Annotated in this window: 20 protein-coding genes and 5 tRNA genes; 9 read left to right on the top strand and 16 right to left on the bottom strand. The window is 64.0% G+C overall.

Features of this window, described 5'->3' with window-relative positions; all coding sequences use genetic code 11:
• Positions 1–102 precede the first annotated feature (102 nt).
• Positions 103–1,407: an isocitrate lyase gene (aceA, locus tag F6X37_RS04430; protein ID WP_187610554.1), complete on the top strand. Its 1,305-nt coding sequence runs from the start codon at positions 103–105 to the stop codon at positions 1,405–1,407.
• Positions 1,408–1,677: 270 nt separating this feature from the next.
• On the opposite strand, the gene F6X37_RS04425 is transcribed toward aceA, so the two are convergent.
• Both F6X37_RS04425 and F6X37_RS04420 read right to left on the bottom strand, forming a co-directional pair.
• A complete protein-coding gene (locus F6X37_RS04425) occupies positions 1,678–2,112 on the bottom strand; it encodes a universal stress protein (RefSeq protein WP_090800630.1) in 435 nt (144 codons plus the stop codon).
• Between the two features lie 127 nt (positions 2,113–2,239).
• On the bottom strand, positions 2,240–3,142 hold the full coding sequence (locus F6X37_RS04420; protein ID WP_187610456.1) for a LysR family transcriptional regulator: 903 nt from the start codon (positions 3,140–3,142) through the stop codon (positions 2,240–2,242).
• 151 nt (positions 3,143–3,293) lie between these two features.
• Between F6X37_RS04420 and F6X37_RS04415 the strand changes: the two genes are divergently transcribed.
• Together F6X37_RS04415 and aceB are read left to right on the top strand one after the other, a co-directional pair.
• Complete coding sequence (locus F6X37_RS04415; protein WP_184056955.1) at positions 3,294–4,100, top strand: haloacid dehalogenase type II; 807 nt, start codon at positions 3,294–3,296, stop codon at positions 4,098–4,100.
• Positions 4,101–4,180: 80 nt separating this feature from the next.
• A complete protein-coding gene (gene aceB, locus F6X37_RS04410; protein ID WP_187610455.1) occupies positions 4,181–5,773 on the top strand; it encodes a malate synthase A in 1,593 nt (530 codons plus the stop codon).
• 127 nt (positions 5,774–5,900) lie between these two features.
• Here the strand turns inward: aceB and F6X37_RS04405 are convergent, their stop codons facing one another.
• Entirely contained in the window at positions 5,901–6,302 is a 402-nt protein-coding gene (locus F6X37_RS04405) for a gamma-glutamylcyclotransferase (RefSeq protein ID WP_187610454.1), read from the bottom strand.
• Positions 6,303–6,485: 183 nt separating this feature from the next.
• Here F6X37_RS04405 and F6X37_RS04400 point away from each other — a divergent pair, with 183 nt between their 5' ends.
• Positions 6,486–7,385: an AraC family transcriptional regulator gene (locus F6X37_RS04400; protein WP_187610453.1), complete on the top strand. Its 900-nt coding sequence runs from the start codon at positions 6,486–6,488 to the stop codon at positions 7,383–7,385.
• A gap of 47 nt (positions 7,386–7,432) precedes the next feature.
• On the opposite strand, the gene F6X37_RS04395 is transcribed toward F6X37_RS04400, so the two are convergent.
• A complete protein-coding gene (locus tag F6X37_RS04395; RefSeq protein WP_184056962.1) occupies positions 7,433–7,897 on the bottom strand; it encodes a GNAT family N-acetyltransferase in 465 nt (154 codons plus the stop codon).
• Positions 7,898–8,023: 126 nt separating this feature from the next.
• Between F6X37_RS04395 and F6X37_RS37880 the strand changes: the two genes are divergently transcribed.
• Entirely contained in the window at positions 8,024–8,209 is a 186-nt protein-coding gene (locus F6X37_RS37880) for a hypothetical protein (RefSeq protein ID WP_187610452.1), read from the top strand.
• 443 nt (positions 8,210–8,652) lie between these two features.
• Here the strand turns inward: F6X37_RS37880 and F6X37_RS04385 are convergent.
• From F6X37_RS04385 to gltX, 6 genes are all read right to left on the bottom strand, one after another.
• Positions 8,653–8,729, bottom strand: a tRNA-Asp gene (locus tag F6X37_RS04385).
• An 80-nt stretch (positions 8,730–8,809) separates the two neighbouring features.
• Positions 8,810–8,885, bottom strand: a tRNA-Glu gene (locus tag F6X37_RS04380).
• A gap of 61 nt (positions 8,886–8,946) precedes the next feature.
• Positions 8,947–9,023: transfer RNA gene (locus tag F6X37_RS04375), tRNA-Asp, on the bottom strand.
• Positions 9,024–9,113: 90 nt separating this feature from the next.
• Positions 9,114–9,189, bottom strand: a tRNA-Glu gene (locus tag F6X37_RS04370).
• Positions 9,190–9,376: 187 nt separating this feature from the next.
• Positions 9,377–9,452, bottom strand: a tRNA-Ala gene (locus F6X37_RS04365).
• A gap of 119 nt (positions 9,453–9,571) precedes the next feature.
• Entirely contained in the window at positions 9,572–10,981 is a 1,410-nt protein-coding gene (gene gltX / locus F6X37_RS04360) for a glutamate--tRNA ligase (RefSeq protein ID WP_187610451.1), read from the bottom strand.
• 488 nt (positions 10,982–11,469) lie between these two features.
• Between gltX and F6X37_RS04355 the strand changes: the two genes are divergently transcribed.
• Entirely contained in the window at positions 11,470–12,417 is a 948-nt protein-coding gene (locus F6X37_RS04355) for a patatin-like phospholipase family protein (protein WP_187610450.1), read from the top strand.
• Between the two features lie 113 nt (positions 12,418–12,530).
• On the opposite strand, the gene F6X37_RS04350 is transcribed toward F6X37_RS04355, so the two are convergent.
• The 6 genes from F6X37_RS04350 to F6X37_RS04325 all read right to left on the bottom strand — a co-directional run bounded on the left by F6X37_RS04350 (position 12,531) and on the right by F6X37_RS04325 (position 19,610).
• Entirely contained in the window at positions 12,531–13,196 is a 666-nt protein-coding gene (locus F6X37_RS04350) for a C40 family peptidase (protein WP_090800645.1), read from the bottom strand.
• A 136-nt stretch (positions 13,197–13,332) separates the two neighbouring features.
• Positions 13,333–14,964, bottom strand: coding sequence for an ABC transporter ATP-binding protein (locus F6X37_RS04345; RefSeq protein ID WP_187610449.1), 1,632 nt, complete (start codon positions 14,962–14,964; stop codon positions 13,333–13,335).
• Positions 14,961–16,067, bottom strand: coding sequence for an ABC transporter permease (locus F6X37_RS04340; RefSeq protein ID WP_187610448.1), 1,107 nt, complete (start codon positions 16,065–16,067; stop codon positions 14,961–14,963). The genes F6X37_RS04345 and F6X37_RS04340 overlap by 4 nt, the downstream gene beginning before the upstream one ends.
• On the bottom strand, positions 16,067–17,104 hold the full coding sequence (locus F6X37_RS04335) for a microcin C ABC transporter permease YejB (RefSeq protein WP_090800650.1): 1,038 nt from the start codon (positions 17,102–17,104) through the stop codon (positions 16,067–16,069). Before F6X37_RS04335 ends, F6X37_RS04340 begins: the two co-directional genes overlap by 1 nt.
• Positions 17,105–17,153: 49 nt before the next feature.
• On the bottom strand, positions 17,154–19,070 hold the full coding sequence (locus F6X37_RS04330) for an extracellular solute-binding protein (protein WP_090800652.1): 1,917 nt from the start codon (positions 19,068–19,070) through the stop codon (positions 17,154–17,156).
• Between the two features lie 192 nt (positions 19,071–19,262).
• Entirely contained in the window at positions 19,263–19,610 is a 348-nt protein-coding gene (locus F6X37_RS04325; protein ID WP_184056973.1) for a hypothetical protein, read from the bottom strand.
• A gap of 464 nt (positions 19,611–20,074) precedes the next feature.
• Here F6X37_RS04325 and F6X37_RS04320 point away from each other — a divergent pair, with 464 nt between their 5' ends.
• From F6X37_RS04320 to F6X37_RS04310, 3 genes are all read left to right on the top strand, one after another.
• Positions 20,075–21,361, top strand: a complete 1,287-nt coding sequence (locus F6X37_RS04320) for an MFS transporter (RefSeq protein ID WP_187610447.1) — start codon at positions 20,075–20,077, stop codon at positions 21,359–21,361.
• 19 nt (positions 21,362–21,380) lie between these two features.
• Positions 21,381–23,816: a glycoside hydrolase family 31 protein gene (locus F6X37_RS04315; RefSeq protein ID WP_187610446.1), complete on the top strand. Its 2,436-nt coding sequence runs from the start codon at positions 21,381–21,383 to the stop codon at positions 23,814–23,816.
• 61 nt (positions 23,817–23,877) lie between these two features.
• Entirely contained in the window at positions 23,878–25,062 is a 1,185-nt protein-coding gene (locus tag F6X37_RS04310) for a porin (protein WP_090800656.1), read from the top strand.
• The last annotated feature ends 382 nt before the right edge of the window (positions 25,063–25,444 follow it).

The raw sequence follows: 25,444 nt of genomic DNA, 5'->3' as shown, positions 1-25,444 counted from the left end.
ATATAAGACTTCACGAAACAGAACGCCTCTCCGGGCCCCACGCTTCGAGAAGACAGAGTCACCCATCCTCCATAACTGGCATCGAAGGAGCACATCATGACCATGACCCGCGAACAGCAAGTGCAGCAACTCAAGCAGCAATGGGAAACGGACCCGCGTTGGAAAGGTGTCAAGCGCACCTACTCGGCCGAAGACGTGGTGCGTCTGCGCGGCTCGGTGCAACCTGAGCACACGCTCGCGAAGCGCGGCGCGGAAAAGCTGTGGGCCGCCGTCAACAACGAGCCGTTCGTCAACTCGCTCGGCGCGCTGACCGGCAACCAGGCGATGCAGCAGGTGAAGGCTGGTCTGAAGGCAATCTATCTGTCGGGCTGGCAGGTCGCGGGCGATGCCAACGTCGCCGGTGAAATGTATCCGGACCAGTCGCTGTATCCGGCCAACTCGGTGCCCCTCGTCGTCAAGCGCATCAACAACACGCTGACGCGCGCCGACCAGATCCAGTGGTCGGAAGGCAAGAACCCGGGCGATGAAGGCTACGTCGATTACTTCGCGCCGATCGTGGCCGACGCGGAAGCCGGTTTCGGCGGCGTGCTGAACGCATTCGAACTGATGAAGGCGATGATCGAAGCGGGCGCCTCCGGCGTGCACTTCGAAGACCAGCTCGCATCGGTCAAGAAGTGCGGTCACATGGGTGGCAAGGTGCTCGTGCCGACCCGCGAAGCCGTCGCGAAGCTGACAGCCGCGCGTCTGGCCGCCGATGTGTCGGGCGTGCCGACCGTGCTGCTCGCCCGCACCGACGCGGAAGCCGCCGACCTCGTGACCTCGGACATCGACGAGAACGATCGCCCGTTCCTGACCGGCGAGCGTACCGTCGAAGGCTTCTATCGCACGAAGCCCGGTCTCGAGCAGGCAATCTCGCGCGGCCTCGCCTATGCGTCGTACGCAGACATGATCTGGTGCGAAACCGGCAAGCCGGACCTCGAATTCGCCAGGAAATTCGCCGACGCGATCCACAAGGAGTACCCGGACCAACTGCTGTCGTACAACTGCTCGCCGTCGTTCAACTGGAAGAAGAACCTCGACGACGCGACGATCGCGAAGTTCCAGCGCGAACTCGGCGCGATGGGCTACAAGTTCCAGTTCATCACGCTGGCCGGCTTCCACGCGCTGAACTACTCGATGTTCAACCTGGCGTACGGCTATGCGCGCAACCAGATGACCGCGTTCGTCGAAATGCAGCAGGCGGAGTTCGCGGCGGCCGAAAAGGGCTTCACCGCGGTCAAGCATCAGCGCGAAGTCGGCACCGGCTACTTCGACGCGGTCACGCAGACGGTCGAGCGCGAAGCATCGACGACCGCGCTGCACGGTTCGACGGAAAACGAGCAGTTCTTCGACAAGAAGGTCGCCTGAGATCAGCCAGTCGGGTTATGCAGTCCCGTGGCCTGAGCGCAGGAACGATCGGCAAACGTCGAGCGGCACCACCAGAGTGCCGCCGACGCAGGGAGGGCCGTGCCGTGCTGGATTGGCAGGAGCGTCAGCGCGAACGCCGACGGCCGGAGAGTCTCAAAGAAGCCAGCACGCGGCAAGCGTGCGGCGAACCTGAACGCGCCGGCAGCGCCGCCGGCGCGCTTTTTTTCGAAGGCGGTGCATGCCGGCACGCTGCCGGCAGTGCCAAGCGATTCAGCGATAGACGATCACAGGAATTTTCGTATGCGTGAGCACGCGCTGCGTTTCACTGCCGATCAGCAGGCTGCCGAGCCCGCGCCGCCCATGCGATGCCATGAAGATCACGTCGCAGCGCCCCTGCTCGGCCGCTTCGATGATGCCGAGATACGGCGCCGGATGCACGCTCGTGCGGCTCTCGACACTGACGCCGACGCGGTGCGCCGCATGCTCGACTTCGCGCAGATGCACGCGCGCCTCGCGCTCGCTGCGTTGCAGGAACTCGCCGGGCGGTTCGACCACGACATCGGAGAACGGCGAGTACGGATATTGCGGCAGACAGGCGTATGCGGTAACGCGGGCGCCCACGGCCTGCGCGAGGTCGATCGCGCCCGCTATCGCCTTGCGTGACAGATCTGAACCATCGGTCGGAACCAGGATGTGCCTGAACATGATCCCCTCCGTCGCCGGCTGCCCGCAGCACGGCGTCAGCGTCCAACAAAGCCCAGGGTGCAGGCTGCTCGAAACGATTGTAATGCGTATGAATGCGGGTATTCGCGTCTGTCTGGAGATTGGCGCATCAGTCCCAGTAACCGGGTTCGCCGTACGTATGCTTGAGAAAGTCCAGAAACAGCCGCACCCTCAGCGGCAGATGACGGCGCTGCGGGAACACCGCGTGGATGCCGATCGGCGGCGCGGCGAATTCGTCGAGCACGCTGACGAGGCGGCCCGCCGCGATCTCCGCGCCGACCTCCCACCACGAGCGCCACGCGAGCCCGTGTCCGGCGAGACACCATTCGTGCAGCACCGCGCCGTCCGAGCACTCCATCGTGCCGGACACCTTGATCGACACGACCTTGCCGTCGTGCTGAAACATCCAGCCGCGCTGCTGGTTCGCGCTGGCGCCGAGCGCGAGGCAGTTGTGGCGCGCGAGATCGGCCAGGCTGCGCGGCGCGCCGCGCCGGCTCAGATACGCGGGCGACGCGACGCATACGCGCCGGTTCTCCGCGAGCTTCAGCGACACCAGCGACGAATCGGGCAACTCGCCGAGCCGCACCGCGCAATCGAAGCCTTCGTTGACGAGGTCGACGAGGCGGTCGGACAGATCGAGCGTGATCGACACGTCCGGATGCGCGACCGTGAACGCGGGCACCAGTGGCGCCACGTGCCGGCGCCCGAAGCCGGCCGGCGCCGACAGCCGGAGATGGCCGCTCGCCTTCACGCCGCCCGCCGACACGCTCGCCTCGGCGTTCTGCATGTCGTGAAGAATGCGCTGGCAGTCTTCGAGAAAGGCCGAGCCTTCGAAGGTCAGCGTGATCTTGCGCGTCGTGCGCACGAGCAGCTTGACGCCGAGGCGCTCCTCCAGTGCGTCGATGCGCCGGCCGATGATCGCGGGCGCGACGCCCTCGGCGAGCGCCGCCGCGGACAGGCTCCCTTTGGCCGCGACAGTGGCGAAGGTCTCGATCTGCTTGAAACGGTCCATGAACGATACGCGCCGCGGCGAGGCGGAACAGTGAGCAGTGCGCCTCAGATTAGGCACGCAAAAGTAAAAGATCAAGTGATCTTTAGCCTATTTTTTAGCACCTAAGGTCAGCAATACAATCGATCCCGACCTCTGACAGGAGCGCATGGCAATGTCGGCCACAACGACACCTTCCCCGCGAGCAGTGATTTTCGACGCCTACGGCACGTTGTTCGACGTGCATTCGGTGATCGCCGCCGCGGAGCAACTGTTCCCCGGCCACGGCGACGCGCTGTCGCAGCTGTGGCGCCAGAAGCAGATCGAATACACGCAATTGCGCACGCTCGCCGCGCGCAGCGACGCCCCCGGCGAACACTACCGCCCGTTCTGGGACATCACGCTCGACGCACTGCGCTTCGCCGCGAAAAGACTGCAGCTCACGCTCGGCCGCGCGGCCGAAAAGCGGCTGATGGACGAATACGCGTGCCTGTCCGCATTTCCCGACGCGGTCCCCGTGCTGCGCGCGTTGCGCGAGGCCGCCGCCGCGCCACGCGTGGGGCTCGCGATTCTGTCAAACGGCAATCCGCAAATGCTCGATATCGCGGTCAAGAGCGCCGGCATGAACACCCTCTTCGATCACGTGCTGTCGGTCGACGCCGTGCGCGCGTACAAACCCTCGCCTGCCGCGTATGCCCTCGGCCCCGACGCGTTCGGCGTGGCCGCGCGCGAGATCGTGTTCGTGTCGTCGAACGGCTGGGACGTCGCGGGCGCGACATGGTTCGGCTTCACGACGTTCTGGCTGAACCGGCAGAACCTGCCCGTCGAAGAGCTCGGCGTGACGCCGCATGGCACCGGTAGCGGCATGAACGATCTGCTGGACTTTCTGCGCACACTCGCGACGTCGTCACGTTCGAGCGGCGGCCGTCGAACGAAAGTTCCTGGCAGTGGCAGTCGCAAACGCGCCGGCCCGCGCGTATGACGGCGCCCCTCGCATTCGGCAATCCACTCCCCCCTTTTCAACCTTCGCATTTTTGCAATCTGACCGACCAAGGAAAAAACATGGCTAATTCGCTGTCGTTGCCGCAAGGCATGGAAATCACCGGCGACATCAAGCCCGGCTTTGAAGCGATCCTCACCCGCGAAGCGCTGGAACTCGTCGCGGCCTTGCACCGTACGTTCGAGCCGCGCCGTCAGCAGTTGCTGCAGGCGCGCGTCGAGCGCGCGAAGCGGCTCGACGCGGGCGAGCGGCCCGACTTCCTCGCCGCCACGAAGAGCGTGCGCGAAGGCGACTGGAAGATCGCGCCGCTGCCGCAGGATCTGCAGTGCCGGCGCGTCGAGATCACCGGCCCCGTCGAGCGCAAGATGATCATCAACGCGCTCAATTCGGGCGCCGACTCCTACATGACCGACTTCGAGGATTCGAACGCGCCGAGTTGGGACAATCAGATCACCGGTCATATCAATCTGAAGGACGCGGTGCGCCGCACGATCTCGCTCGAACAGAACGGCAAGTCGTACCGGCTCAACGACAGGACCGCGACGCTGATCGTACGTCCGCGCGGCTGGCATCTCGACGAGAAGCACGTGAAGGTCGACGGCCAGCGCGTGTCGGGTGGCATCTTCGATTTCGCGCTGTACATGGTGCACAACGCGAATGAGTTGATCGCGCGCGGCTCGGGTCCGTACTTCTATCTGCCGAAGATGGAGAGCCATCTCGAAGCGCGGCTGTGGAACGACCTCTTCGTCGCCGCGCAGGAAGCGGTCGGCGTGCCGCGCGGCACGATTCGCGCGACGGTGCTGATCGAGACGATCGTCGCCGCGTTCGAAATGGACGAGATCCTGTACGAGCTGCGTGAACATAGCTCGGGCCTGAACGCGGGCCGCTGGGACTACATCTTCTCGGCGATCAAGAAGTTCAAGAGCGACCGCGACTTCTGCCTCGCCGATCGCTCGCAGATCACGATGACCTCGCCGTTCATGCGCGCGTACGCGCTGCTGCTGCTGAAGACCTGCCATCGCCGCAACGCGCCGGCGATCGGCGGCATGAGCGCGCTGATTCCGATCAGGAACGATGCGGCCGCGAACGACAAGGCGATGTCCGGCGTGCGTTCAGACAAGGCGCGCGACGCGGGCGACGGCTACGACGGCGGCTGGGTCGCGCACCCGGGCCTCGTGCCGGTCGCGATGGAAGAGTTCGTCAAGGTGCTCGGCGATCGGCCGAACCAGATCGGCAAGCAGCGCGTCGACGTGCTCGTGAGCGCGACCGACCTGCTCGACTTCCGCCCGGAAGCGCCGATCACCGAAGCGGGCTTGCGCAACAACATCAACGTCGGCATTCACTACCTCGGTTCGTGGCTCGCGGGCAATGGCTGTGTGCCGATTCACAACCTGATGGAAGATGCGGCCACCGCCGAGATTTCGCGCTCGCAGGTCTGGCAGTGGATCCGCTCGCCGAAGGGCAAACTCGACGACGGTCGCAAGGTGACGGTCGAACTGGTGCGCGAGCTCGCGGCGCAGGAGCTCGACAAGGTCAAACAGACGGTGGGCGGAGATACGAAGCCGTATGAGCGTGCCGCGCAGATCTTCGAGCAGATGTCGACCGCGGAGCAGTTCACCGATTTTCTGACGCTGCCGCTTTACGAAGAGATTTGATGGTGTTGATGATGCGGGCTCGAGCGCCTTGGGCCTGCTCGAGCCAGGTGATCGCGTCGGCTTGAACGACGGCACGCCGCGGACATACGTGGCGCGCCGTTTTTTTTGCTCGCCTTCGTGGACCAGCTCAGCGCGTGCGCCGATGTTCGACCCAATCGCCTGAACGGATCTCGGGCAGCCCTTTTACGGCGCTCGGCGCGACCGGATAGAAGCGGCAATTCACGACGTTGCCGTCCACTTTGACCATCACCTCACGTGCCAGAAAACGGGACTCGACGCCCGGATACACGGCTTCGATTTCGTCGAGCACCGCGACGAGCGCATCGTCGATTTCATAGACGTCGCCGAGCACGTCGATGCCCGCTTCGTCGACGACGAGACCCGGATAGTCTCCAAAATCGAACAGATGGCCGCGCACGGTGGTACTGCCGAGCAGGCTCGGTGCGGGGATGTCGTTGCGCGCGGCGGCTTCGCTGATGTCGTTGGTTTCACCGGCACGCAGCGTGCCGTAGACAAAGACGGTCTGCATCGTCGTTGAGTCTCCATGGTCAGAGGTGATGTCGGTGGCTCGGGGGGCCATCGGGACATTATGCAACGGCGGCCCGTCGGCAACAGAAACTGGGCACGGCCTACAATGCTTGATGCCCGCGGCGGTGAATGGCCTCGACCGCGCTTCGCCGTTGCCAGCTCCGTGATCCGAACCGACCTTGCCATGACCTCGTCCTCCGACTCCGACTTGTTGAGCCGCGTGCGTTTCGCCGACATACCGCCCGAGTTCGCGCCGAACGAGATGCATCCGATCCGCGTGCGCTCGCGGCCAATGCCGGCGGGCTGGCATATCGCGCGTCATACGCATGCCTGGGCGCAGGTCGCGTATGCGTCGCGCGGCGTGCTGCGGGTCGCAACGACGGGCACGACATGGATGGTGCCGCCATCGCGCGCAATCTGGTTGCCGCCGCATGTGACGCACGAAGTGGTCGCCGTCGAGGATGCGTTCCTGCGCACGCTGTACATCACCGAGAGTACGGTGCCGGCCGGGCTCGATACGCCGCGCGTCGTCGAAGTATCGAACCTGTTGCGCGAGGTGATTGCCGCGCTCGATACGCCTGGCCTGTCCGCCGCGCGCGAGCAGTTGCTCGGCGCGCTCGCGCTCGATGAACTGACGCGCTCCGAGCCGTTGCCGCTGTCCGTGCCGATGCCCAGCGAAAAGCGCCTGCGCGCGCTGTGCGAGGCCGTGATCGCCGACCCGATGCATGGCGAGTCGCTCGAGCAGTGGGCAACGACGGTGGGCGCGAGCACGCGCACGATCGCGCGGCTGTTCCGCCAGGAGCTGGGTGTGAGTTTTTCGCAGTGGCGTCAGCAGGCGATTCTCGCGCGCGCCATTCCATTGTTGAGCCAGGGACGGCCGCTGTCGCACGTCGCGCAGGAACTGGGCTATCAGAGCCAGAGCGCCTTCTCCGCGATGTTCCGGCGTGCGTTCGGCGCGAGTCCACGCGCGTTTATCGAACGAGGCGCCGAGCATCGCGCGAGCAACGGCGAGCATGATGACGCGCAAGCGGATGATGAAACGGCACAGGATCAAGCCGGTTCGACGGACGTCGCCGAGCGGTGAATGGCGACAACTAGCGCTGCGCGTCGGCCATCGATGCGGGGCACGCCTCAAACCCGCCGCGCCAGATGACGGATTGCGCCTAGCTGCGCGAGCCGCGGCCCGGTGAGCTTATAGCCCTTGCGCAGATAGAGCCGCGCCGCCGGATTGTCGACGAACACGCGCAACTGCAACTCGCGCAGCCCGCGCTCGCGCGCCCATTGATGCGAGATGTCGAGCAGGAACGTACCGGCGCCAAGCCGACGATATCCTTCGGCGATCTGCACGTCGCGGATATGCAGCGAATCACCCTCCTCGGTGATACGCAGCACGCCCATCGGCACGCCATCCACTTCGAGAATGAAATTCTCCGATTCGCGCCAACTGCCGAGAAACAGATCGCTGCGCCACACCAGATGATGCCGGCGATAGTAGCCGCCCATGTTGTTGCGGGTCAGCGCCTCGGCAAACTCGAAATCGTCCATGCTGGCCGTGCGCAGATGAAACGGTGACGGAGCTTCGGTGGGATCGAACATGGCAGGACCGCGAGGATGAGTCGGATAAACGGTAAAACAGGCCGCGCGCGCTGGCAATGGCTGTTTGTCCCGAGCCTTCCGGGAGGCGGCCGGCAACGGTTGTAGAAACGGAGCGGTTACGGTCCTATGAGCAGGCGCCATCAGCCGCTCACCAGCACGACGGCTGCGGATAGACACGTTCGCATCGTCGGCACAGCGCACGAAGCAGTGGCCGCGCCGTTCCAGTTCCTTGTCTACCACGTCGAGCAACACGTTGGCCAGCAACGGCGGATCAGCCGGATCACGCTGGTCTCCACAATTCGTTTTCTGTAGACGGTCAATCAGGATGTCGTGGTTGACCTCCGACCGGTTTGGGGATCGTCACCCGACATACCGGAGCGGGCCGGTACGTCCCCTCTGCAACTGTTCATAAATCGCCGCGTCGTGCGCACGCCGTCCGGGCCGGAAGCCGTAGGTAAGAGCGCACTCCTTCATGGCACAGCCGCCGCCATTTACGCCGCTTCGCCCTGGTCACGAGAGCTTCGCGGTCTATTACCCGCCCGCCCTGCTTGGCAACGCCTTCTATGCGGTTCTTGTTTATCGGCTCGCGACTTACGCTCCACGCTTCCTTCCCACATTCGGCCGCCGTCATGCAGTTGCGCTTCACTTCATTCGCTGTGACCAGCTCATGGCGGGACTTGCACTCGCAGGAGTGCGCCCATGCTGGGCGCACAATAAAAAAAGCCCACTTCTTGCGAAGAGGGCTTTCTCAAATCTGGCGGAGCGGACGGGACTCGAACCCGCGACCCCCGGCGTGACAGGCCGGTATTCTAACCAACTGAACTACCGCTCCAGATTTTGCATCGCAGCCTGCGAGCCATACTCTCAGCTTGCTGCACCGTTCAAACTTCCAACCGAACGACGCCGATGTTCTGGCGTCCCCTAGGGGATTCGAACCCCTGTACTCACCGTGAAAGGGTGATGTCCTAGGCCTCTAGACGAAGGGGACAACGTACTGCTTACACCTTTAATGAAAAAGCCCGTTCAAGTATGTGTGAACGGGCTTTGTCTGGCGGAGTGGACGGGACTCGAACCCGCGACCCCCGGCGTGACAGGCCGGTATTCTAACCAACTGAACTACCACTCCAGTCTTTACACCCTGCTTGCGAGCGTCGGTTAATTCTCTGCAAGCTGCGCTGCTTTACTACTACTCGAATACTAAAGCGACGCTGATGTTTGGCGTCCCCTAGGGGATTCGAACCCCTGTACTCACCGTGAAAGGGTGATGTCCTAGGCCTCTAGACGAAGGGGACAAAATCTTTTCAGATCCGTCTCAATTCGCTTTTGACTTGATCAACCCGCGCTAACTTTTCAGTTAATTCGCCAAGCTATTTTCTGGTCAACAGCGAAGACCGCTACTTTAACTACATTTCAGCGATTTGTGAAGTCTTTTTTCTACAACCATCAGACTTCTTAACCACTTTCACCTCTCTGCTCTGTTGGTGGAGGTAAGCGGGATCGAACCGCTGACCTCTTGCATGCCATGCAAGCGCTCTCCCAGCTGAGCTATACCCCCGCGCACATCAGAGAAACGAGATTTTAGAGGGCGATCTGCGCTTTGTAAATACCCTTTGAGCGATTACATGCGGATTTTTCGGGCGGCATGCGAAACCTCTGACGCACGCCGCCAACGGATTAGCCAAGCGCTTTTTCGATGCGGCTAACGACGACGTCGCGACCGAACAGCATCAGCACGCTATCGATCGACGGTGTATGCGTCGTACCCGCCACCAGCAGACGCACCGGCATCGCGAGCTGCGGCATCTTCAGCTTGTGCGTGCCGAGCGTCGCTTTCAGCGCGGCGGCGATCGCCTCCTTGGTCCATTCGACCGTCTTCAATGCAGCGGCCAGATCAGCGAGCGCCGGACGAACCGCGTCGGTGACGTGCTGTGCAAGCGACTCAGCGTCGGGTGCCGGGGTGCGATAGAACATCGCGGCGTTCTGCGCGATCTCCTTCACGGTCGACGCCCGATCCTTCATCAGGCCCACCACGCCCGTCAGATCCGGACCTTGGGCGAGTGTGGCTTCGTCGATGCCGAACTCCGCGAAGAACGGTTTCGCCAGTTCGGCGAGGCGTGCGTTGTCGGCTTCCTTGATGTAGTGCGCGTTGAGCCAGTTCAGCTTGTCATGGTCGTACTGCGCCGGCGACTTGCCGAGGTGCTCGAGATCGAACCACTCGACGAACTGCTCGCGCGTGAAAATCTCCGCGTCACCATGCGACCAGCCGAGGCGCGCCAGATAGTTGACGACCGCTTCCGGCAGATACCCCGCATCGCGATAACCCGTCACGCTCATTGCGCCGTGGCGCTTGCTCATCTTCTCGCCCTGCTCGTTCAGCACGGTCGGCAGGTGTGCATACACCGGCGGCTCGCCACCGAGCGCGCGCAGTATGTTGATCTGGCGCGGCGTGTTGTTGACGTGGTCGTCGCCACGAATCACGTGAGTGATGCGCATGTCGAGATCGTCGACGACGACGCAGAAGTTATACGTCGGCGTGCCGTCCGGACGCGCGATCACGAGGTCGTCGAGTTCTTCGTTCGAGATTTCGATGCGGCCTTTCACCGCGTCGTCCCACGCGACCACGCCGGTCAGCGGATTGCGAAACCTTAGCACCGGCTTCACGCCCACGGGCGGCTCCGGCAGCACCTTGCCCGGCTCCGGGCGCCACGTGCCGTCGTAGCGCGGCTTTTCGCCTGCTTCGCGCTGGCGCTCGCGCAGCGCGTCGAGCTCTTCGGTCGACATGTAGCACGGATAGACGAGCCCCGCCTCCTGCATCTGCTTCAGCACTTCGCGGTAGCGGTCCATGCGCTGCATCTGGTAGAACGGGCCTTCGTCGAAATCGAGGCCGAGCCACGCCATGCCTTCGAGAATCGCGTCGACGGATTCGGTCGTGGAGCGCTCGAGGTCGGTGTCCTCGACCCGCAGCACGAAGGTCCCTTTCATCTTGCGCGCGAACGCCCACGGATACAGCGCGGAGCGGATGTTGCCCAGGTGGATGAAGCCGGTGGGACTCGGTGCGAAACGGGTACGAACGGAGGTGGTCATTAGCGGTTACTCGGAAAACAGGCGCCGGCGCTCAGGCGAACATGACTGCGAAGCGCGGCAGCGAAGCGTGCCCATGCTGCGCGCGACGTCGCGCACGGCCACGAGGGAATAAGTGCAAGAGCCGAATTATACCTTCCGCACGCGGGTTGCCGCCCTCGTCCGAACGGCCTATGGCGCATGGGCGAACGGCGTCCGGACATCTGCGTACGCACCTTCCCGGCGCTCGCCCAACTCATCTTGAAAACGCGCCGCGTCAGTTCCGAATACTTCCTCTGCAACGTTTCATTACAGCGGACCGCGCGAGCCGATCGTTTGCATTAAGATGTGCGCGCGCTGCGATGCGGGCTTACCGCACATCGATCCGATCCGGAGCGAACACCGCTGCAAGCGCGCGCGATCGCCGTCGGCGATCCGCCCGGTCTGACCTCAGCCTGATCGCGGTACGCGCGACGCCGCTCGCGTCGCGCGCGCCGTTGCTGGAGAACTCGTTGAAACCCTCATCCCCGAACTTGAGCCGCCGCAGCTTTTCGCTGGCGGCCGCATCCGCGGTGCTTGCCGCCTGCACCACGACCGCCGGCAAACTCGATGGCGCGCCGATCACCGCGACGCCCGCCGTTCCCCCGCCGCCTGAAAAAGCGCAACAGAAGCCGGTTCGCGTCGCGCTCGCTCTCGGCGGCGGCGCCGCGCGCGGCTTTGCGCACATCGGCGTCATCAAGGCTCTCGAGGCGCGCAATATCCAGATCGACCTGATCGCCGGCACGAGCGCCGGCTCCGTGGTCGGCGCGCTGTACGCGTCGGGCATGAACGGCTTCGCGCTGAACAAGCTCGCGCTGTCGATGGACGAAGCGTCGATCAGCGACTGGGCGATGCCGTTTCGTACGCGCGGCTTCCTGCAGGGCGTCGCGCTGCAGAACTACCTGAACACGACGCTGAACAACCGCCCGATCGAGAAGATGGCGAGGCCGCTCGGCGTGGTCGCGACCGATCTGCAAACCGGCCAGCCGATCCTGTTCCAGCGTGGCAACACCGGCATCGCGGTGCGCGCGTCGTGCAGCGTACCGTCGATTTTCGAGCCGGTGAAGATCGGCGGTCACGAGTACGTGGATGGGGGTCTCGTGAGTCCGGTACCGGCGTCGTTCGCGCGCAAGATGGGCGCGGATTTCGTGATCGCCGTCGATATCTCCCAGCGACCGGAAAACGGCGTCACGGCAAGCTCGTTCGACGTGTTGATGCAGACCTTCACGATCATGGGCCAGACGATCAAGGCCTACGAGCTCGACAAGTACGCCGAAGTGGTGATCCGGCCGAATCTCGCGGCGATGAGCGGCAGCGATTTCTCACAGCGCAACGCCGCGATCCTCGCCGGCGAGGAAGCGGTCGCGAAGATGATGCCGGAGTTGCAGCGCAAGCTCGCCGCGCGGCGCATGGGAGCCTGAAAGCCCGGCGACGCACAGTCGCTGTGCGGCGCCATGGCAAAAACGCGCGCATCAAACGCAAAAAGCCTGCTTCGAACGAAGCAGGCTTTTTTATCGCCAGGCCTGGCGCCGAATCAGTTATTCCCGCCGATCGTCGCGGTCACGCGCTTGCGCAGATCGTCGGCCTGATACGAGGTCTCGATCCGACGCGCACCCGTAAAGCGCTTTTCCCAGTAGCCGTCATCCATGTCGTCGACGCGGATCGTGCTGCCGGTGGACGGCGAGTGCACGAACTTGTTGTCGCCGATATAGATGCCGACGTGCGAGAACGTGCGGCGCATCGTATTGAAGAACACCAGATCGCCCGGCTTCAGGTCGCTTACCCGCACCTTCTCGCCCAGGCGGCTCATTTCCTCGGCACGGCGCGGCAGCGCGAGACCGAGCGTGTCCTGGAACACGTAGCGCACGAAACCGCTGCAATCGAGCCCCGAATCAGGCGTATTGCCGCCCCAACGGTAGCGAACGCCGATCATGTTCAACGCGCCGACCACCACGTCGCCCGCTTTGCCGGCCATGCCCGAAAGGAACGATTTGGCGCTGCCGCTTTCGCTGCCTGCGGCCTTGGTCTGGGGAGTGAGAAGGGAGAGAGGATCCGAGCCGTTGGTGGGCGGATATGAGGCATTCTGATTAAAACCGCTTACTTCGTCGGCGAACGCGCCGGGAGCTGCTGCCATCAAGACGCCAATGAACATCCCGGCGACGACGCGCGTGCAAGCCTGGGTGAAGTTTCTGTGCTGCATTGGTCGGTAGTTTTTGCCAAAAAATCAGGGGTCTAGAAAAAAAGTTTGCTCGATACTAGCCAGTAAGTATTTGCCTGTCAAAAGGAATAGGAAAAATCAATCGACAGACGCACTCAATTGGGGAAAGGGTGAAAAATCAACGATCAAGCGCCGCTTTCAGCAGCTTTCGCGTGTAAGGATGCGCGGGTGCAGCAAAAATTTTCTCAACTTCGCCGGTCTCGACGATCGATCCGTTTTGCATCACCACGACTCGGTGCGCCATCGCCCCGATCACTTCCAGGTCGTGACTGATGAATACGAAGCCGAGGTTGTATTTGTGCTGCAAACCGGTGAGCAGCTTGAGCACCTGCTGCTGGATCGATACGTCGAGCGCGCTGGTCGGTTCGTCGAGGATCAGCACGCGCGGCTCCAGTACCAGCGCGCGCGCGATCGCGATGCGCTGCCGCTGCCCGCCCGAAAATTCATGCGGATAGCGATACAGCGCGGTCCGGTCGATGCCGACTTCGCGCAGCACCGCGACGACCTTGTCGCGCCGCGCCTGCGGAGTCATCTGCGGCCGATGCAGCGCGAGCCCCTCACCGACGATCCGCTCGATCGTCTGCCGCGGCGAAAGCGAACTAAAAGGGTCTTGAAAGACGACCTGCATATTCGAGCGCAGCGCGGTCTTTTCAGCGCCGCGATAGCTCGCGAGCGCCCTGCCCTGAAACTGGATCTCGCCATGTGCGGTGCGCTGCAGACCGAGCAGTGCCATCGCGAGCGTCGACTTGCCCGATCCCGATTCACCGACGATCCCGAGCGTCTCGCCCTGGCGCACCGACACGTTCGCCGCGTCGACCGCGCGAAACCGCCCCGCGCCGAACCAGCCACGCAGGCCGGTCAGTTTCGTTCTGAAGTCGACCGCCACATCGCGCGCTTCGAGCAGCACCGGCGAGATCGGCAGCACCGGCACGACCTCGCGCTGCGGCCGGCTCGCGAGCAGCCGCTGGGTGTACGGATGGCGCGGCGCCTCGAACACCTGCTCGACCGTGCCGGTTTCGACCAGCACGCCTCGCTCCATCACCGCGACGCGCTGCGCGAAGTGACGCACGAGGTTCAGGTCGTGCGTGATCAGCAGCACGGCCATGCCGCGCTTTTTTGCTTCGTCGCGCTGCAGTTCCAGCAGGAGCTCGACGATTTGCGCGCGAATCGTCACGTCGAGCGCGGTGGTCGGCTCGTCGGCGAGCAACAGGCGCGGCCGGCAGGCGAGCGCCGTCGCGATCATCGCGCGCTGCCGCTGCCCGCCCGACAGCTGATGCGGGTAGCTGTTGATGCGCCTCTCCGGCTCGGTGATGCCGGTGCGCGCGAGCAGCGCGACCGCCCGCCTGCACGCTTCGGCCGCGCTGACGCCGTCATGCACGACGATCGTTTCCGCAATCTGGTCGCCGATCGTATACAGCGGATTGAGCGCGGTCATCGGTTCCTGGAAGATCATCGCGATGTCCGAGCCGCGCAGGCCACGCATCGCACGCTCGCTCTTCGCGAGCAGATCTTTGCCATCGAAGCGGATCGCCCCGCTCACCTGCGCATCGTTCAGCAGGCGCAGCACCGACAGCGCGGTCACGCTCTTGCCCGAGCCCGACTCGCCGACGAGCGCGACGCGTTCACCGCGCGCGATCGCGAGCGTGACGTCGTCGACGGCCACCGTGTCGCCGAACGCGACACGCAGATGGTCGAGTTCGAGCAGCGGCATGTCCGTCGATTGCGGATCGATTTGCGGCAGCGCGCTCATTGACCACCTCCGGCGTGTATCGCATCGGAGATACGCGTGTCGAGCGCGTTGCGCAGCGCGTCGCCCATGAAGGTCAATAGCAGCAGCATCGCCACCAGCACGCCGAAGGTCGACACCGAGATCCACCACGCGTCGAGATTCGCCTTGCCCTGAGCGAGCAGTTCGCCCAGGCTCGGCGTCGGCGGCGGCACGCCGAGGCCGAGGAAGTCGAGACTCGTCAGCGCGAGAATCGCGCTGCTCATGCTGAACGGCAGGAACGTGATGACCGACGTCAGACTGTTCGGCAACACGTGACGCCACATGATCTGCCAATGCGACAGGCCCATCGCGCGCGCGGCGCGCACGTAGTCCTGCTGGCGATTGCGCAGGAACTCGGCGCGCACGTAGTCGGACAGGCCGATCCAGTTGAACAGCGACAGCAGCACGATCAAAAGAGCGAAGCTGCGCTCGAAGATCGATGAAAAGATGATCAGCAGATAGAGCTGCGGCATCGCGTTCCAGATCTCGATCAGACGCTGCCCGACGATGTCCGTTCGCCCTCCGAAGTAACCTTGCACCGCCCCCGCGGCGATGCCGACGATCGTGCTGATCACGGTCAGCACGAGGCCGAACACGACCGACACGCCGAAGCCGTACAGCAGACGCGCGAACAGATCGCGGCCGCGGTCGTCGGTGCCGAGCCAGTTCTCGCGCGACGGTGGCGCCGGGTTGGGCGTCTTCGAAAAGTAATTGAGCGTGTCGTAGTAGTAATGATTCGGCGGATACAGCGCGAAGTTGCCCGGCGCATCGAAGCGGTGACGGATGTACGGATCGAGATAATCGGCCGGCGTGGGGAAGTCGCCACCGAAGGTGGTCTCGGCGTAGGTCTTGACGAGCGGGAAATACAGATGGCCGTTGTAGCGCACGACGACCGGCTTGTCGTTCGACCACAGCGGCCCCACGAGGCTCGCCGCGAACGCGACGACGAAGATGATCAGGCTCCAGTAGCCGAGACGCTGCTGGCGAAAACGCTGCCACACGCGACGCGCCGGCGACGGCGACATCAGTGCCCGCGCGGGTTCGGTGCGCGCCGCCGCGTCGGCGGAAAGGCGGGCTCGATTCATCAGCGCTCCAGTTGTTCGAATTGGATGCGGGGATCGACCCACACATAGCAAAGGTCGGAGATCAGCCGCGTGACGAGGCCGATCAGCGTGAACAGATACAACGTGCCGAGCACGACCGGATAGTCCCGCCGCATCACCGATTCATACGACAGCAACCCGAGCCCGTCGAGCGAGAACAGCGTTTCGATCAGCAGGCTGCCGGTGAAGAACGCGCCGATGAACGCGCCCGGGAAATTGACGATCAGCGGCAGCAGCGCATTGCGAAACACGTGCTTCCACAACACGCGCCGCTCGGACAAACCTTTGGCACGCGCGGTCAGCACGTACTGCTTGCGGATTTCGTCGAGGAACGCGTTCTTCGTCAGCATCGTGACGACCGCGAAGCTGCCCACCACCGACGCCGTGATCGGCAGCGTGATATGCCATAGATAGTCGAGGATCTTGCCGACGAGGCTCAACTGGTCCCAGTTGTCGGAAGTGAGGTTGCGCAGCGGAAACAGCTGCAGGAACGTGCCGCCGCCGAACAGCACGAGCAGCAGCACGCCGAGCACGAAGCCCGGAATCGCGTAGCCGACCAGCACGACGAGGCTCGTCGCGATATCGAAGTGCGAGCCGTTGCGCACCGCCTTCGCGATGCCGAGCGGCACCGATATCAGATAGGTGAGAAAGAACGTCCACAGGCCGATGCTGATCGACACCGGCAGCTTCGACACGATCAGCGACAACACGCTCTGATGACGGAAATAGCTCTGGCCGAGATCGAAGGTCGCGAAACGCTTGAGCATCAGCACGTAGCGTTCGAGCGGCGGTTTGTCGAAGCCGTACAACTGCTTCAGTTGCGCGATCTGTTGCGCATCGACGCCGCTATGCGAGCGCAGCCCGAACGGCGAGGCGCCCTCCGCGCCCTTGCGCAGTTCGTGCTGCATCTGCTCGACGGGGCCGCCCGGCACGAACTGGATCACGACGAAGGTCAGCGTCAGCACGCCGAGCAGCGTCGGGATCATCAGCAGCAGGCGTTTGAGGATGTAGCTCCACATAGGCGGTGTTCCAGTGCGAACGCGTTGGTGGGGGCGATGGCTCTGCGGATCAGTCGGCGCTGCCCGTGGGCGTGCGCGCCCGCGGGTCCTCGTACCACCACATCGTCGTGATCCAGCCCTCCGCGCCATAGTACAGCGGCAAAGTCTTCGGCCACGCGAGCCCGCGCTTGAACGCGACGCGATGCGTGCCGCTGTACCAGTGCGGCACCACATAGTAGCCATGCATCAGCAGACGGTCGAGCGCGTGCGCGGCATCGGTCAGCTGCTCGCGCGTTTGCGCATGCACGAGCGCGTTCAACACCGCGTCGACGGCCGGCGACTTCAGGCCGATCGCGTTGTCCGAGCCGGGGGTATCGGCGGCCTTGCTGCCGAAGCGGGTGATCTGCTCGGAGCCCGGCACCTGCACGTCGGGCATGCGAATCGTCGTCACGTCGAAGTCGAATGCGTCGAGCCGCTTCTGATAGACCGCGAAGTCGGTGGTGCGGAAGTTCGCGGTAATGCCGAGCTTTTGCAGATTGCGCGTGAAGGTCGCGATGATCGGCTCCATCGACGAGGCCGAACCCGAGTCGTCGAGTATCTCGAACTGGAACGGCTCGCCCTTCGCGTTGCGCAGCGCGCCGTCACGATAGGTCCAGCCGGCCTGCTGCAGCAGATCGCGCGCCTGCAGCAGATTCGCGCGCAGCGAGCCGGGCGGATCGGTATCGGGCTGCTTCGGCGGCGGCCCGAATACCGCCGGGTCGAGTTGGGCGCGAAACGGCTCCAGCAGCGCGAGCTCGCCAGGCGAAGGCAGCCCCTTCGCCTGCCATTCGGTGTTGGCGAAATAGCTGTCGATGCGCGTGTACTGGTTGAAAAACAGCTGGCGGTTCAGCCACTGAAAGTCGAGCGCGAGATCGAGCGCCTTGCGCACCCGCACATCCTGGAACAGCGGCCGGCGCGTGTTCAGGAAAAAGCCCTGCATGCCGGTGCCGTTGTGCTGCGCAAACTCGCGCTTGATCAACTCGCCACGGTCGAACTTCTTGCCGACGTCGCGCCGCACCCAGTTGCGCGCGATGTATTCGACCAGCGCGTCGTACTCGCCAGCCTTGAACGCCTCGAGCCGCGCGGTGCTATCGGCATACAGCTTGTAGACGATGCGATCGAAGTTGTTCATGCCGACGCGCACCGGCAGATCGGCGCCCCAATAGTGCGGGTCGCGTTTGAACGTGATCGTGCGGCCGTTGTCGTAGCTGTCGATCAGATACGGCCCGCTGCCGACTGGCTTTTCGAATGCGAGCTGGTCGAACGGAACACGGCTGCCGTCGGGCTTCATCCCCCACTTGCGCGAGAACACCGGCATGCTGCCCGCGAGCAGCGGCAACTCGCGATCGCGCTCGCGAAACTCGAAGCGCACCGTGGCCGGATCGACGACGACCGCACGCTTGATCTCGCTGAAAAGCGATGCGAACTGCGGCGCGGCCTGCGGGCTCTTCAGCGTGTCGAGAGAGAACTTGACGTCGTCGGCGGTCACAGGGTCGCCGTTCGAAAAGCGCGCGCGCGGATTGATGTGAAACGTGACCGACAGGCCGTCGGGCGCGACGACGATGTCGTCGGCGAGCAGCCCGTAGGCGGACGCGACTTCGTCGCTGCTGCCGATCGTCAGGCTCTCGAACATCAATTCGAGGCCGGGCGCCGCATTGCCACGCAGAGTGAACGGATTGAACTTGTCGAAGCTCGTTAGACGGCTCGGGTTCGCGAGCACGAGCGTGCCGCCTTTCGGCGCATCGGGATTGACGTAGTCGAAGTGCTTGAAGCCGGCCGGATATTTGGGCTCGCCGTATTGCGCGATCGCATGCGCGGCATGCGCGTGCGGCGCGACGAGCAGACTCGCGCACAGCAACGCGACGGCGAGCGCGGCGCGCAAGGGTCCGTGGATCACGCTGTGTCGAAGTCCCTCAGGCGTTTGAACCCGTCGCGAGCCAGTTGTCATGGAGTCGTGCTGGTAAATGGGCAGTGGCGATGTGGGGGATTCTACCCAATTAGCTTGCGCGATCTGGCGGGCGACTGCGACGAAATGCGTCAGCGACGGATGTTTCAGCACAAAAAACAAAACCGCCCTCCAAGGGCGGTTCTGTCATCGCTGCGGCCGGTTGGCGCGCTTCAGCGCTGACGCAGTGGCGACTCAGTGCCAGCCGCGATGTTGGTCGTAGTGACCCCGCGCATAGTCGCCGCGGCCCGGCGGATGGTGGCGATACCAGTCGTTGCGCGCCCAGTAGCGATGGCCGTCCCAGTAACGGTCGCCATGCCAGCCGATCACGATTTGCGGACCGCCGTAGTACACGGGAGCCGGCTGATAGACGACGGGCGGCGGCGGAGGCGGCGGCGGTGCGTAGACCGGCGCCGGTGCGACGTAGACCGGCGCGGGAATGCCGATATTGACCCCAACGTTGAGCCCCGCGGCCATCGCGGCACCCGATGCAGCCAACGTCAACACGCCGAACACAAGCGGAACAAGACGAGCGGACTTCATTGATCACCTTTGTAGGAACATGTTTTGTTGGCGGAAATATAACGCAAAGGCAGCAACACGCGTATTTCAACTTTGTAATAACTGATGCTGAAAATCGCCTCGCCGGCGGCGGCGTAATGTCTGGTTACACACGCCAGACGGCGGTGAAAAAGCCCCCTCCGCGCGGGCGCCGGCTCGCGGCCTGGCTGACATCCGGAAAACGAACATTTTAAAGTTCGAAAGAACATATCTGTTCGATATTTTTCATCATAGTCATCCGATCACCACTCCGATACCAGGCAAAAAAATATCAAATTATCCCGAAAAATCAAGGAAAAACATGGCAACAACTATGGTTTTCCCGGATATCCAGGTCGATTCCAAGTGATAGGATGACTGCCATTGAAAACCAATAAATGTTCGAATTCGCGCATACCCGAGCACTGCGTCGGAAGCAACCGCTCAATGCGCCACGGAGACTGATTTTGAAAACGATCAAGGGATTGCGCTGGTGGATCATCGCCCTCGTGTGCGTTGGGACGATCGTCAACTATCTGTCGCGCAACGCGCTCGGGGTGATGGCGCCCGAACTGATGAAACTGCTGCACATGAACACGCGGCAGTACTCGTACGTGGTCGGCGCGTTCCAGGTCGGCTATACGGTGATGCAGCCCGTCTGCGGCCTGATCATCGATCTGATCGGCCTGCGCCTCGGCTTCGCGCTGTTCGCGTGCCTGTGGTCGCTGACCGGCGTGTTCCACGGTTTCGCGGGCAGCTGGCTTTCGCTCGCGGCGCTGCGCGGCTTCATGGGCCTGTCCGAAGCGGTCGCGATTCCGGCCGGCATGAAGGTCGTCGCCGAATGGTTTCCCGATCGCGAGAAATCCGTCGCGGTCGGCTATTTCAATGCGGGCACCTCGCTCGGCTCGCTGCTCGCACCGCCGCTCGTCGTTTTCCTGTCGCTGCGCTACGGCTGGCAGAGCGCGTTCGCGGTGACCGGCGCGCTCGGCTTCGTGTGGGCCGCCGCATGGTTCGCGCTGTACCGCTCGCCCGCCGAGCACAAGCGCGTGAGCGATGCCGAGCGCGCCGCGATCGTCGAAGGCCAGGCACCGCCCGCCGCGCGCCGCGCGAGCGTGCGTGAAGTGCTGCGCACGCGCCGCTTCTGGGCGATCGCGCAAGCGCGCTTTTTCGCCGAGCCCGCGTGGCAGACGTTCAGCTTCTGGATTCCGCTGTATCTCGCCACGCAGCGTCATATGGATCTGAAGCAGATCGCGATGTTCGCGTGGCTGCCGTTTCTCGCCGCGGACCTGGGCGGTCTGTTCGGCGGCTATCTGTCGCCATTCCTGATGAAGCATTTTCGCGTGCCGCTGATCTGGTCGCGCATCTCGGGCGTCGTGCTCGGCGCGCTGATGATGATCGGGCCGGCATCGATCGGTCTCGTCGCGTCGCCCTACCAGGCCATCGCCCTCTTCTGCGTCGGCGGCTTCGCGCACCAGATGATCTCGGCGCTCGTCAACACGCTCGCCGCCGACGTATTCGATCCGGGCGAAGTCGGCACCGTCGCCGGCTTCGCGGGCATGGCCGCGTGGATCGGCGGCCTCGGCTTCTCCCTGATGGTCGGCGCGCTCGCCGATTCGATCGGCTACACGCCGCTGTTCGGCGCGCTCGGCGCATTCGACATCATCGGCGCGACGCTGCTGATCATCCTGATGCGCGGTGTGCCGCGCCACGGCCGCGCGCGCCGCGCCGAACTGAGCGTCAACACTGCTGCCTGACCTTCCTCGAAGACTCATCATGCATTCACAGATCAATCTCAAACATCCGCCGCGCTTCGCGCTCGTCCCCCACGCTGGCAACCCGGCGGCCAACCCGGTCGTGCTAAGCGCGCAGCCGAATTGCCGCATCGAGCTGTTCGTGCTCGCCGAGGACATCATCCGCGTGCTCGTGCTGCCGGCCGGCGAAACGCGCGGCCCGCGCACATGGGCGATCGCGCCCGGGATGGACGACGTGCCGCTCGAAGGCCGCGAGCGCCGCGACCTGAGCGGCTTCACGCCGCCGCCGTTCACGGTGAACGAAGCAGCCGGTCACATCGTGATCGAAACGGCGCGCGTGCGCGTGAGCGTGGCGCTCGAAGGCGGCGCCTGCGCCTGGGACATCCTGCACGAAGGCACATGGCATCGCGTGATGAGCGATCGCAAGACCCAGGCGTACAACTTCGGCTGGTGGGACTCGCGCGTCTATCACTACGTCGAGCGGCGCCGCGACGAAATGTACGTGGGCCTCGGCGAGCGTGCCGGCTCGCTCGATCGCGCGCGGCAAAGCTACGAGATGCGCAACATCGACGCGATGGGCTACAGCGCGCGCACCACGGACCCGCTGTACAAGCACATCCCGTTCTACGTGACGTGGCAGCCGCAGACGTCGACGGGCTTCGGCCTGTTCTACGACACGCTCGCCGATTGCCGCTTCGACATGGGCCGCGAGCTCGACAACTATCACGGCCACTATCGGCACTTCATCGCCGAGCATGGCGATCTCGACTACTACTTCATCGCATCGCCCGGCTCGCCGCTCGACGCGGTGCGCCGCTTCACGTGGCTCACCGGACGTCCCGCGTGGATGCCGAAGTGGGGCCTCGGCTACTCGGGCTCGACGATGAGCTATACCGACGCGCCGGACGCGCAACAGCAGATGGGCAAATTCATCGAGCGTTGCCGCGAACACGACGTGCTGTGCGATTCGTTCCATCTGTCGTCGGGCTATACGTCGATCGGGCCGAAGCGCTACGTGTTCAACTGGAATCACGACAGGTTTCCGGACATCGACGGCTTCGTGCGGAGCTATCTCGATCACGGCGTGCGTCTGTGCGCGAACATCAAGCCGTGTCTGCTGCAAGACCACCCAGCGTTCGACGACGTCGCCCACGCCGGCCTGTTGATCGAAGCGCCCGATGGCGATCCCGCATGGGTGCAGTTCTGGGACGAAGTCGGCGCGTACCTCGACTTCACGAATCCCGCGACGATCGACTGGTGGAAAGCTCGCGTGAAGGACGCACTGCTCAAATACGGCATCGCGGCCACCTGGAACGACAACAACGAGTTCGAGATCTGGTCGCCGCATGCGATCGCGCGCGGCTTCGGCAAGCCCTATCCGGCATACCAGGCGAAGGTGCTGCAGACGCAGCTGATGATGCGCGCGTCGCACGACGCGCAGCGCGAGCACGCGCCTGACAGGCGCCCGTTCCTCGTGTCGCGCTCGGGCGGCGTCGGCATGCATCGCTACGTGCAGACGTGGTCGGGCGACAACTACACGTCGTGGGAAACGCTGCGCTTCAATCTGAAGATGGGTCTCGGGCTCGCGATGTCGGGCGTGTCGAATAGCGGTCACGACATCGGCGGCTTCTCGGGTCCGGCGCCGGAGCCGGAGCTGTTCGCGCGCTGGGTCGGGTTCGGCATCTTCCTGCCGCGCTTTTCGATTCACTCGTGGAACGACGACGGCACCGTCAACGAGCCGTGGATGCATCCCGAAGTCACGCGGCACGTGGCAGACCTGATCAAGCTGCGCTATCGCCTGATCCCTTATCTCTACGAGCTGCTGTGGCAATCGCATAGCGCGTACGAGCCGGTGCTGCGGCCGCTGTTCGCGGAGTTTCCGCACGATCCGCGCTGCCTCGTCGATGGCGACGAGATGATGCTCGGCTCGTCGATGCTGGTCGCGCCAGTGGTCGATCCGGGCCAGAGCACGCGCGCCGTGTATCTACCGGCCGGTTCGCGCTGGGTGTCGTACTGGAGCGGCGAAACGTTCGACGGCGGCCAGACCGTCACGTTGCCCGCGCCGTTCGAGCGGCCGGTGTTCCTGCTGCGTGAAGGCAGCGTGATTCCGCTCAACATCGCCGAGCAGCATTTTGGCCGCCCCGCCGACCAACGCGCATTCCTCGCGGTGCCGTATGCCGACGCGGGCACCGCGCAAGGCGGCTCGATCGAGGACGACGGCGAGACCGAAGCCTGGCGCAACGGCGAGCAAGGCCGCTGGAGCGTCACGCTGACGGGCGACGCAAACACTTTGCGGGTGACGCTCGAGCGTTCGCAATGGATGCCGCGCGTGCAGCCGCAAGTGCGCGTGTTCGTGCCGATGCGCGAAACACGCGCGGTCGTCTGCGCTAACGGCACGCTCGTCACCGATCACACCGCGCACGGCTGGCGCTGCCTGACGATTTCGGTGCCGCACTGAACAACACACCGCACCGGCCTGAGGGATCAGGCCGTCCCATCAGTCTGGAGACATCCCAATCATGAAAATAAACCAGCGCGCGCGCACCCGCGCGTTCGTCCTCTGCTGCCTGCCGTTCGCGGGCACCGCGTTGTCCACCAGCGCATCGGCGCAAAGCAGCGTCACGCTGTATGGCGTCGTCGACAATGCGTTCGCCTATGCCAGCAACCAGAAGGGGCATTCGAATTTCTATATGAGCCAGGGCAACCTGCAGGCGAGCAAGTTCGGCTTCCTCGGCTCGGAAGATCTCGGCGGCGGCACGAAGGCGATCTTCCGGCTCGAGAGCGGCTTCAATTCGCTGACTGGCGCGCAAAGCACCGCGGGCTACCTGTTCAATCGCCAGGCCTATGTCGGCCTCGCGAACGACCGCTACGGCACGGTGACGCTCGGCCGCCAGTACACACCCTACTTCCAGATGGTCGGCGCGCTCGGACCGACCGGCGTGCTGACCGGCGCGACCGGCGCGCACCCCGGCGATCTCGACGCCCTCGACACGACGCTGCGCTTCAATAATTCGGTAACCTACCTATCGCCGACGATCGGCGGCCTGCAGGCAAGCGCGCAATATGGTCTCGGCGGCGTGCCCGGCAGCGTCGCGAACGGCAGCCTGTTCAGCGCGGCGCTGCGTTATGACTTCCAGCCCGTGTCGCTCGCAGCCGGCTACGTGAAGCTGAAGGACATTTCGACGAGCGCGGCGCTCGGCAGCTTCGCGATCAACTCGCCGGTCAACAACGGTTACGCCAGCGCGCGCAGCGCGCAGCTGTTCGCCGCGGCGGGTCGCTATACGTGGCACGATCTGATGGTGGGCCTCAACTACTCGAATGTGCAGTACGCGCCGGGCCACGGCTCGCTGTTCTTCGACAAGGCCGTGTTCAACACGTACGGTGCGATCGCGACGTACCGGATCACGCCGAGCGTGACGGTCGGCGGCGGCTATAGCTTCACCCAGGCAAGCAAGGCGAACGGCATCAGCGATCCGGCGCACTATCATCAGATCTCGCTCGAACAGACCTACAACCTGTCGACGCGCACCACGCTGTACGCGCTCGAGGCCTATCAGCATGCAGGCGGCAAGTCACTGATCTCGTCGGGCAGCGGTGTGACCATCGCCGACGCGGTCGCGGTGGTCGGCGACTCGCAGAACACGACGCCGTCATCGGGTCCGTCTCAGTTCGTCGGCATGGTGGGGTTGCGGCACGCGTTCTAAGCGAGGCGGTCTCGGTCAGCGGCACGACGGGATCAGTCATGCGGACTCCTTGCCTGCCGCGCTGGATCTGGCGCGGTTTTCTGCGGACCAGCGTGGCGGGCTAACGGCGCCATGCATTGATCAGCAGACCTGCCATTCACGTCGGAAGTGGTCACACGCTGGAGGGCGGGGAGTGCCGCTGACATCGCTGAAGTAGCGAGCGAGATCAAAATCAAGCCGCGCAAAATCGGGATAGGGGCAGGCCTCACGGCCCGACCCCTCCCACACCACCCGGCATGCGGGTCCGCACCGGGCGGTTGGAACAGTTGAGGTCCCCACGTGAGTTACCTCACGCAAAGCCTGGCCTCGCTTGCTAACGACCCGCCGCCGTTGATTATCTCGC

The sequence above is a fragment of the Paraburkholderia sp. 31.1 genome, from assembly GCF_014397645.1.
Classification (GTDB): domain Bacteria; phylum Pseudomonadota; class Gammaproteobacteria; order Burkholderiales; family Burkholderiaceae; genus Paraburkholderia; species Paraburkholderia tuberum.
Note: the sequence above shows the minus strand (reverse complement) of the source record. Positions and strands in the feature narration are given on the sequence as shown.

Coding starts and splice junctions, on each gene's coding strand:
- F6X37_RS04335 (WP_090800650.1), bottom strand. CDS start 17,104: ATGTGGAGCTACATCCTCAAACGCCTGCTGCTGATGATCCCGACGCTG.
- F6X37_RS04415 (WP_184056955.1), top strand. CDS start 3,294: ATGTCGGCCACAACGACACCTTCCCCGCGAGCAGTGATTTTCGACGCC.
- F6X37_RS04325 (WP_184056973.1), bottom strand. CDS start 19,610: ATGAAGTCCGCTCGTCTTGTTCCGCTTGTGTTCGGCGTGTTGACGTTG.
- F6X37_RS04340 (WP_187610448.1), bottom strand. CDS start 16,067: ATGAATCGAGCCCGCCTTTCCGCCGACGCGGCGGCGCGCACCGAACCC.
- F6X37_RS04395 (WP_184056962.1), bottom strand. CDS start 7,897: ATGTTCGATCCCACCGAAGCTCCGTCACCGTTTCATCTGCGCACGGCC.
- F6X37_RS04345 (WP_187610449.1), bottom strand. CDS start 14,964: ATGAGCGCGCTGCCGCAAATCGATCCGCAATCGACGGACATGCCGCTG.
- aceB (WP_187610455.1), top strand. CDS start 4,181: ATGGCTAATTCGCTGTCGTTGCCGCAAGGCATGGAAATCACCGGCGAC.
- aceA (WP_187610554.1), top strand. CDS start 103: ATGACCCGCGAACAGCAAGTGCAGCAACTCAAGCAGCAATGGGAAACG.
- F6X37_RS04420 (WP_187610456.1), bottom strand. CDS start 3,142: ATGGACCGTTTCAAGCAGATCGAGACCTTCGCCACTGTCGCGGCCAAA.
- F6X37_RS37880 (WP_187610452.1), top strand. CDS start 8,024: ATGAGCAGGCGCCATCAGCCGCTCACCAGCACGACGGCTGCGGATAGA.
- F6X37_RS04425 (WP_090800630.1), bottom strand. CDS start 2,112: ATGTTCAGGCACATCCTGGTTCCGACCGATGGTTCAGATCTGTCACGC.
- F6X37_RS04400 (WP_187610453.1), top strand. CDS start 6,486: ATGACCTCGTCCTCCGACTCCGACTTGTTGAGCCGCGTGCGTTTCGCC.
- F6X37_RS04310 (WP_090800656.1), top strand. CDS start 23,878: ATGAAAATAAACCAGCGCGCGCGCACCCGCGCGTTCGTCCTCTGCTGC.
- F6X37_RS04330 (WP_090800652.1), bottom strand. CDS start 19,070: ATGACAACTGGCTCGCGACGGGTTCAAACGCCTGAGGGACTTCGACAC.
- gltX (WP_187610451.1), bottom strand. CDS start 10,981: ATGACCACCTCCGTTCGTACCCGTTTCGCACCGAGTCCCACCGGCTTC.
- F6X37_RS04350 (WP_090800645.1), bottom strand. CDS start 13,196: ATGCAGCACAGAAACTTCACCCAGGCTTGCACGCGCGTCGTCGCCGGG.
- F6X37_RS04315 (WP_187610446.1), top strand. CDS start 21,381: ATGCATTCACAGATCAATCTCAAACATCCGCCGCGCTTCGCGCTCGTC.
- F6X37_RS04405 (WP_187610454.1), bottom strand. CDS start 6,302: ATGCAGACCGTCTTTGTCTACGGCACGCTGCGTGCCGGTGAAACCAAC.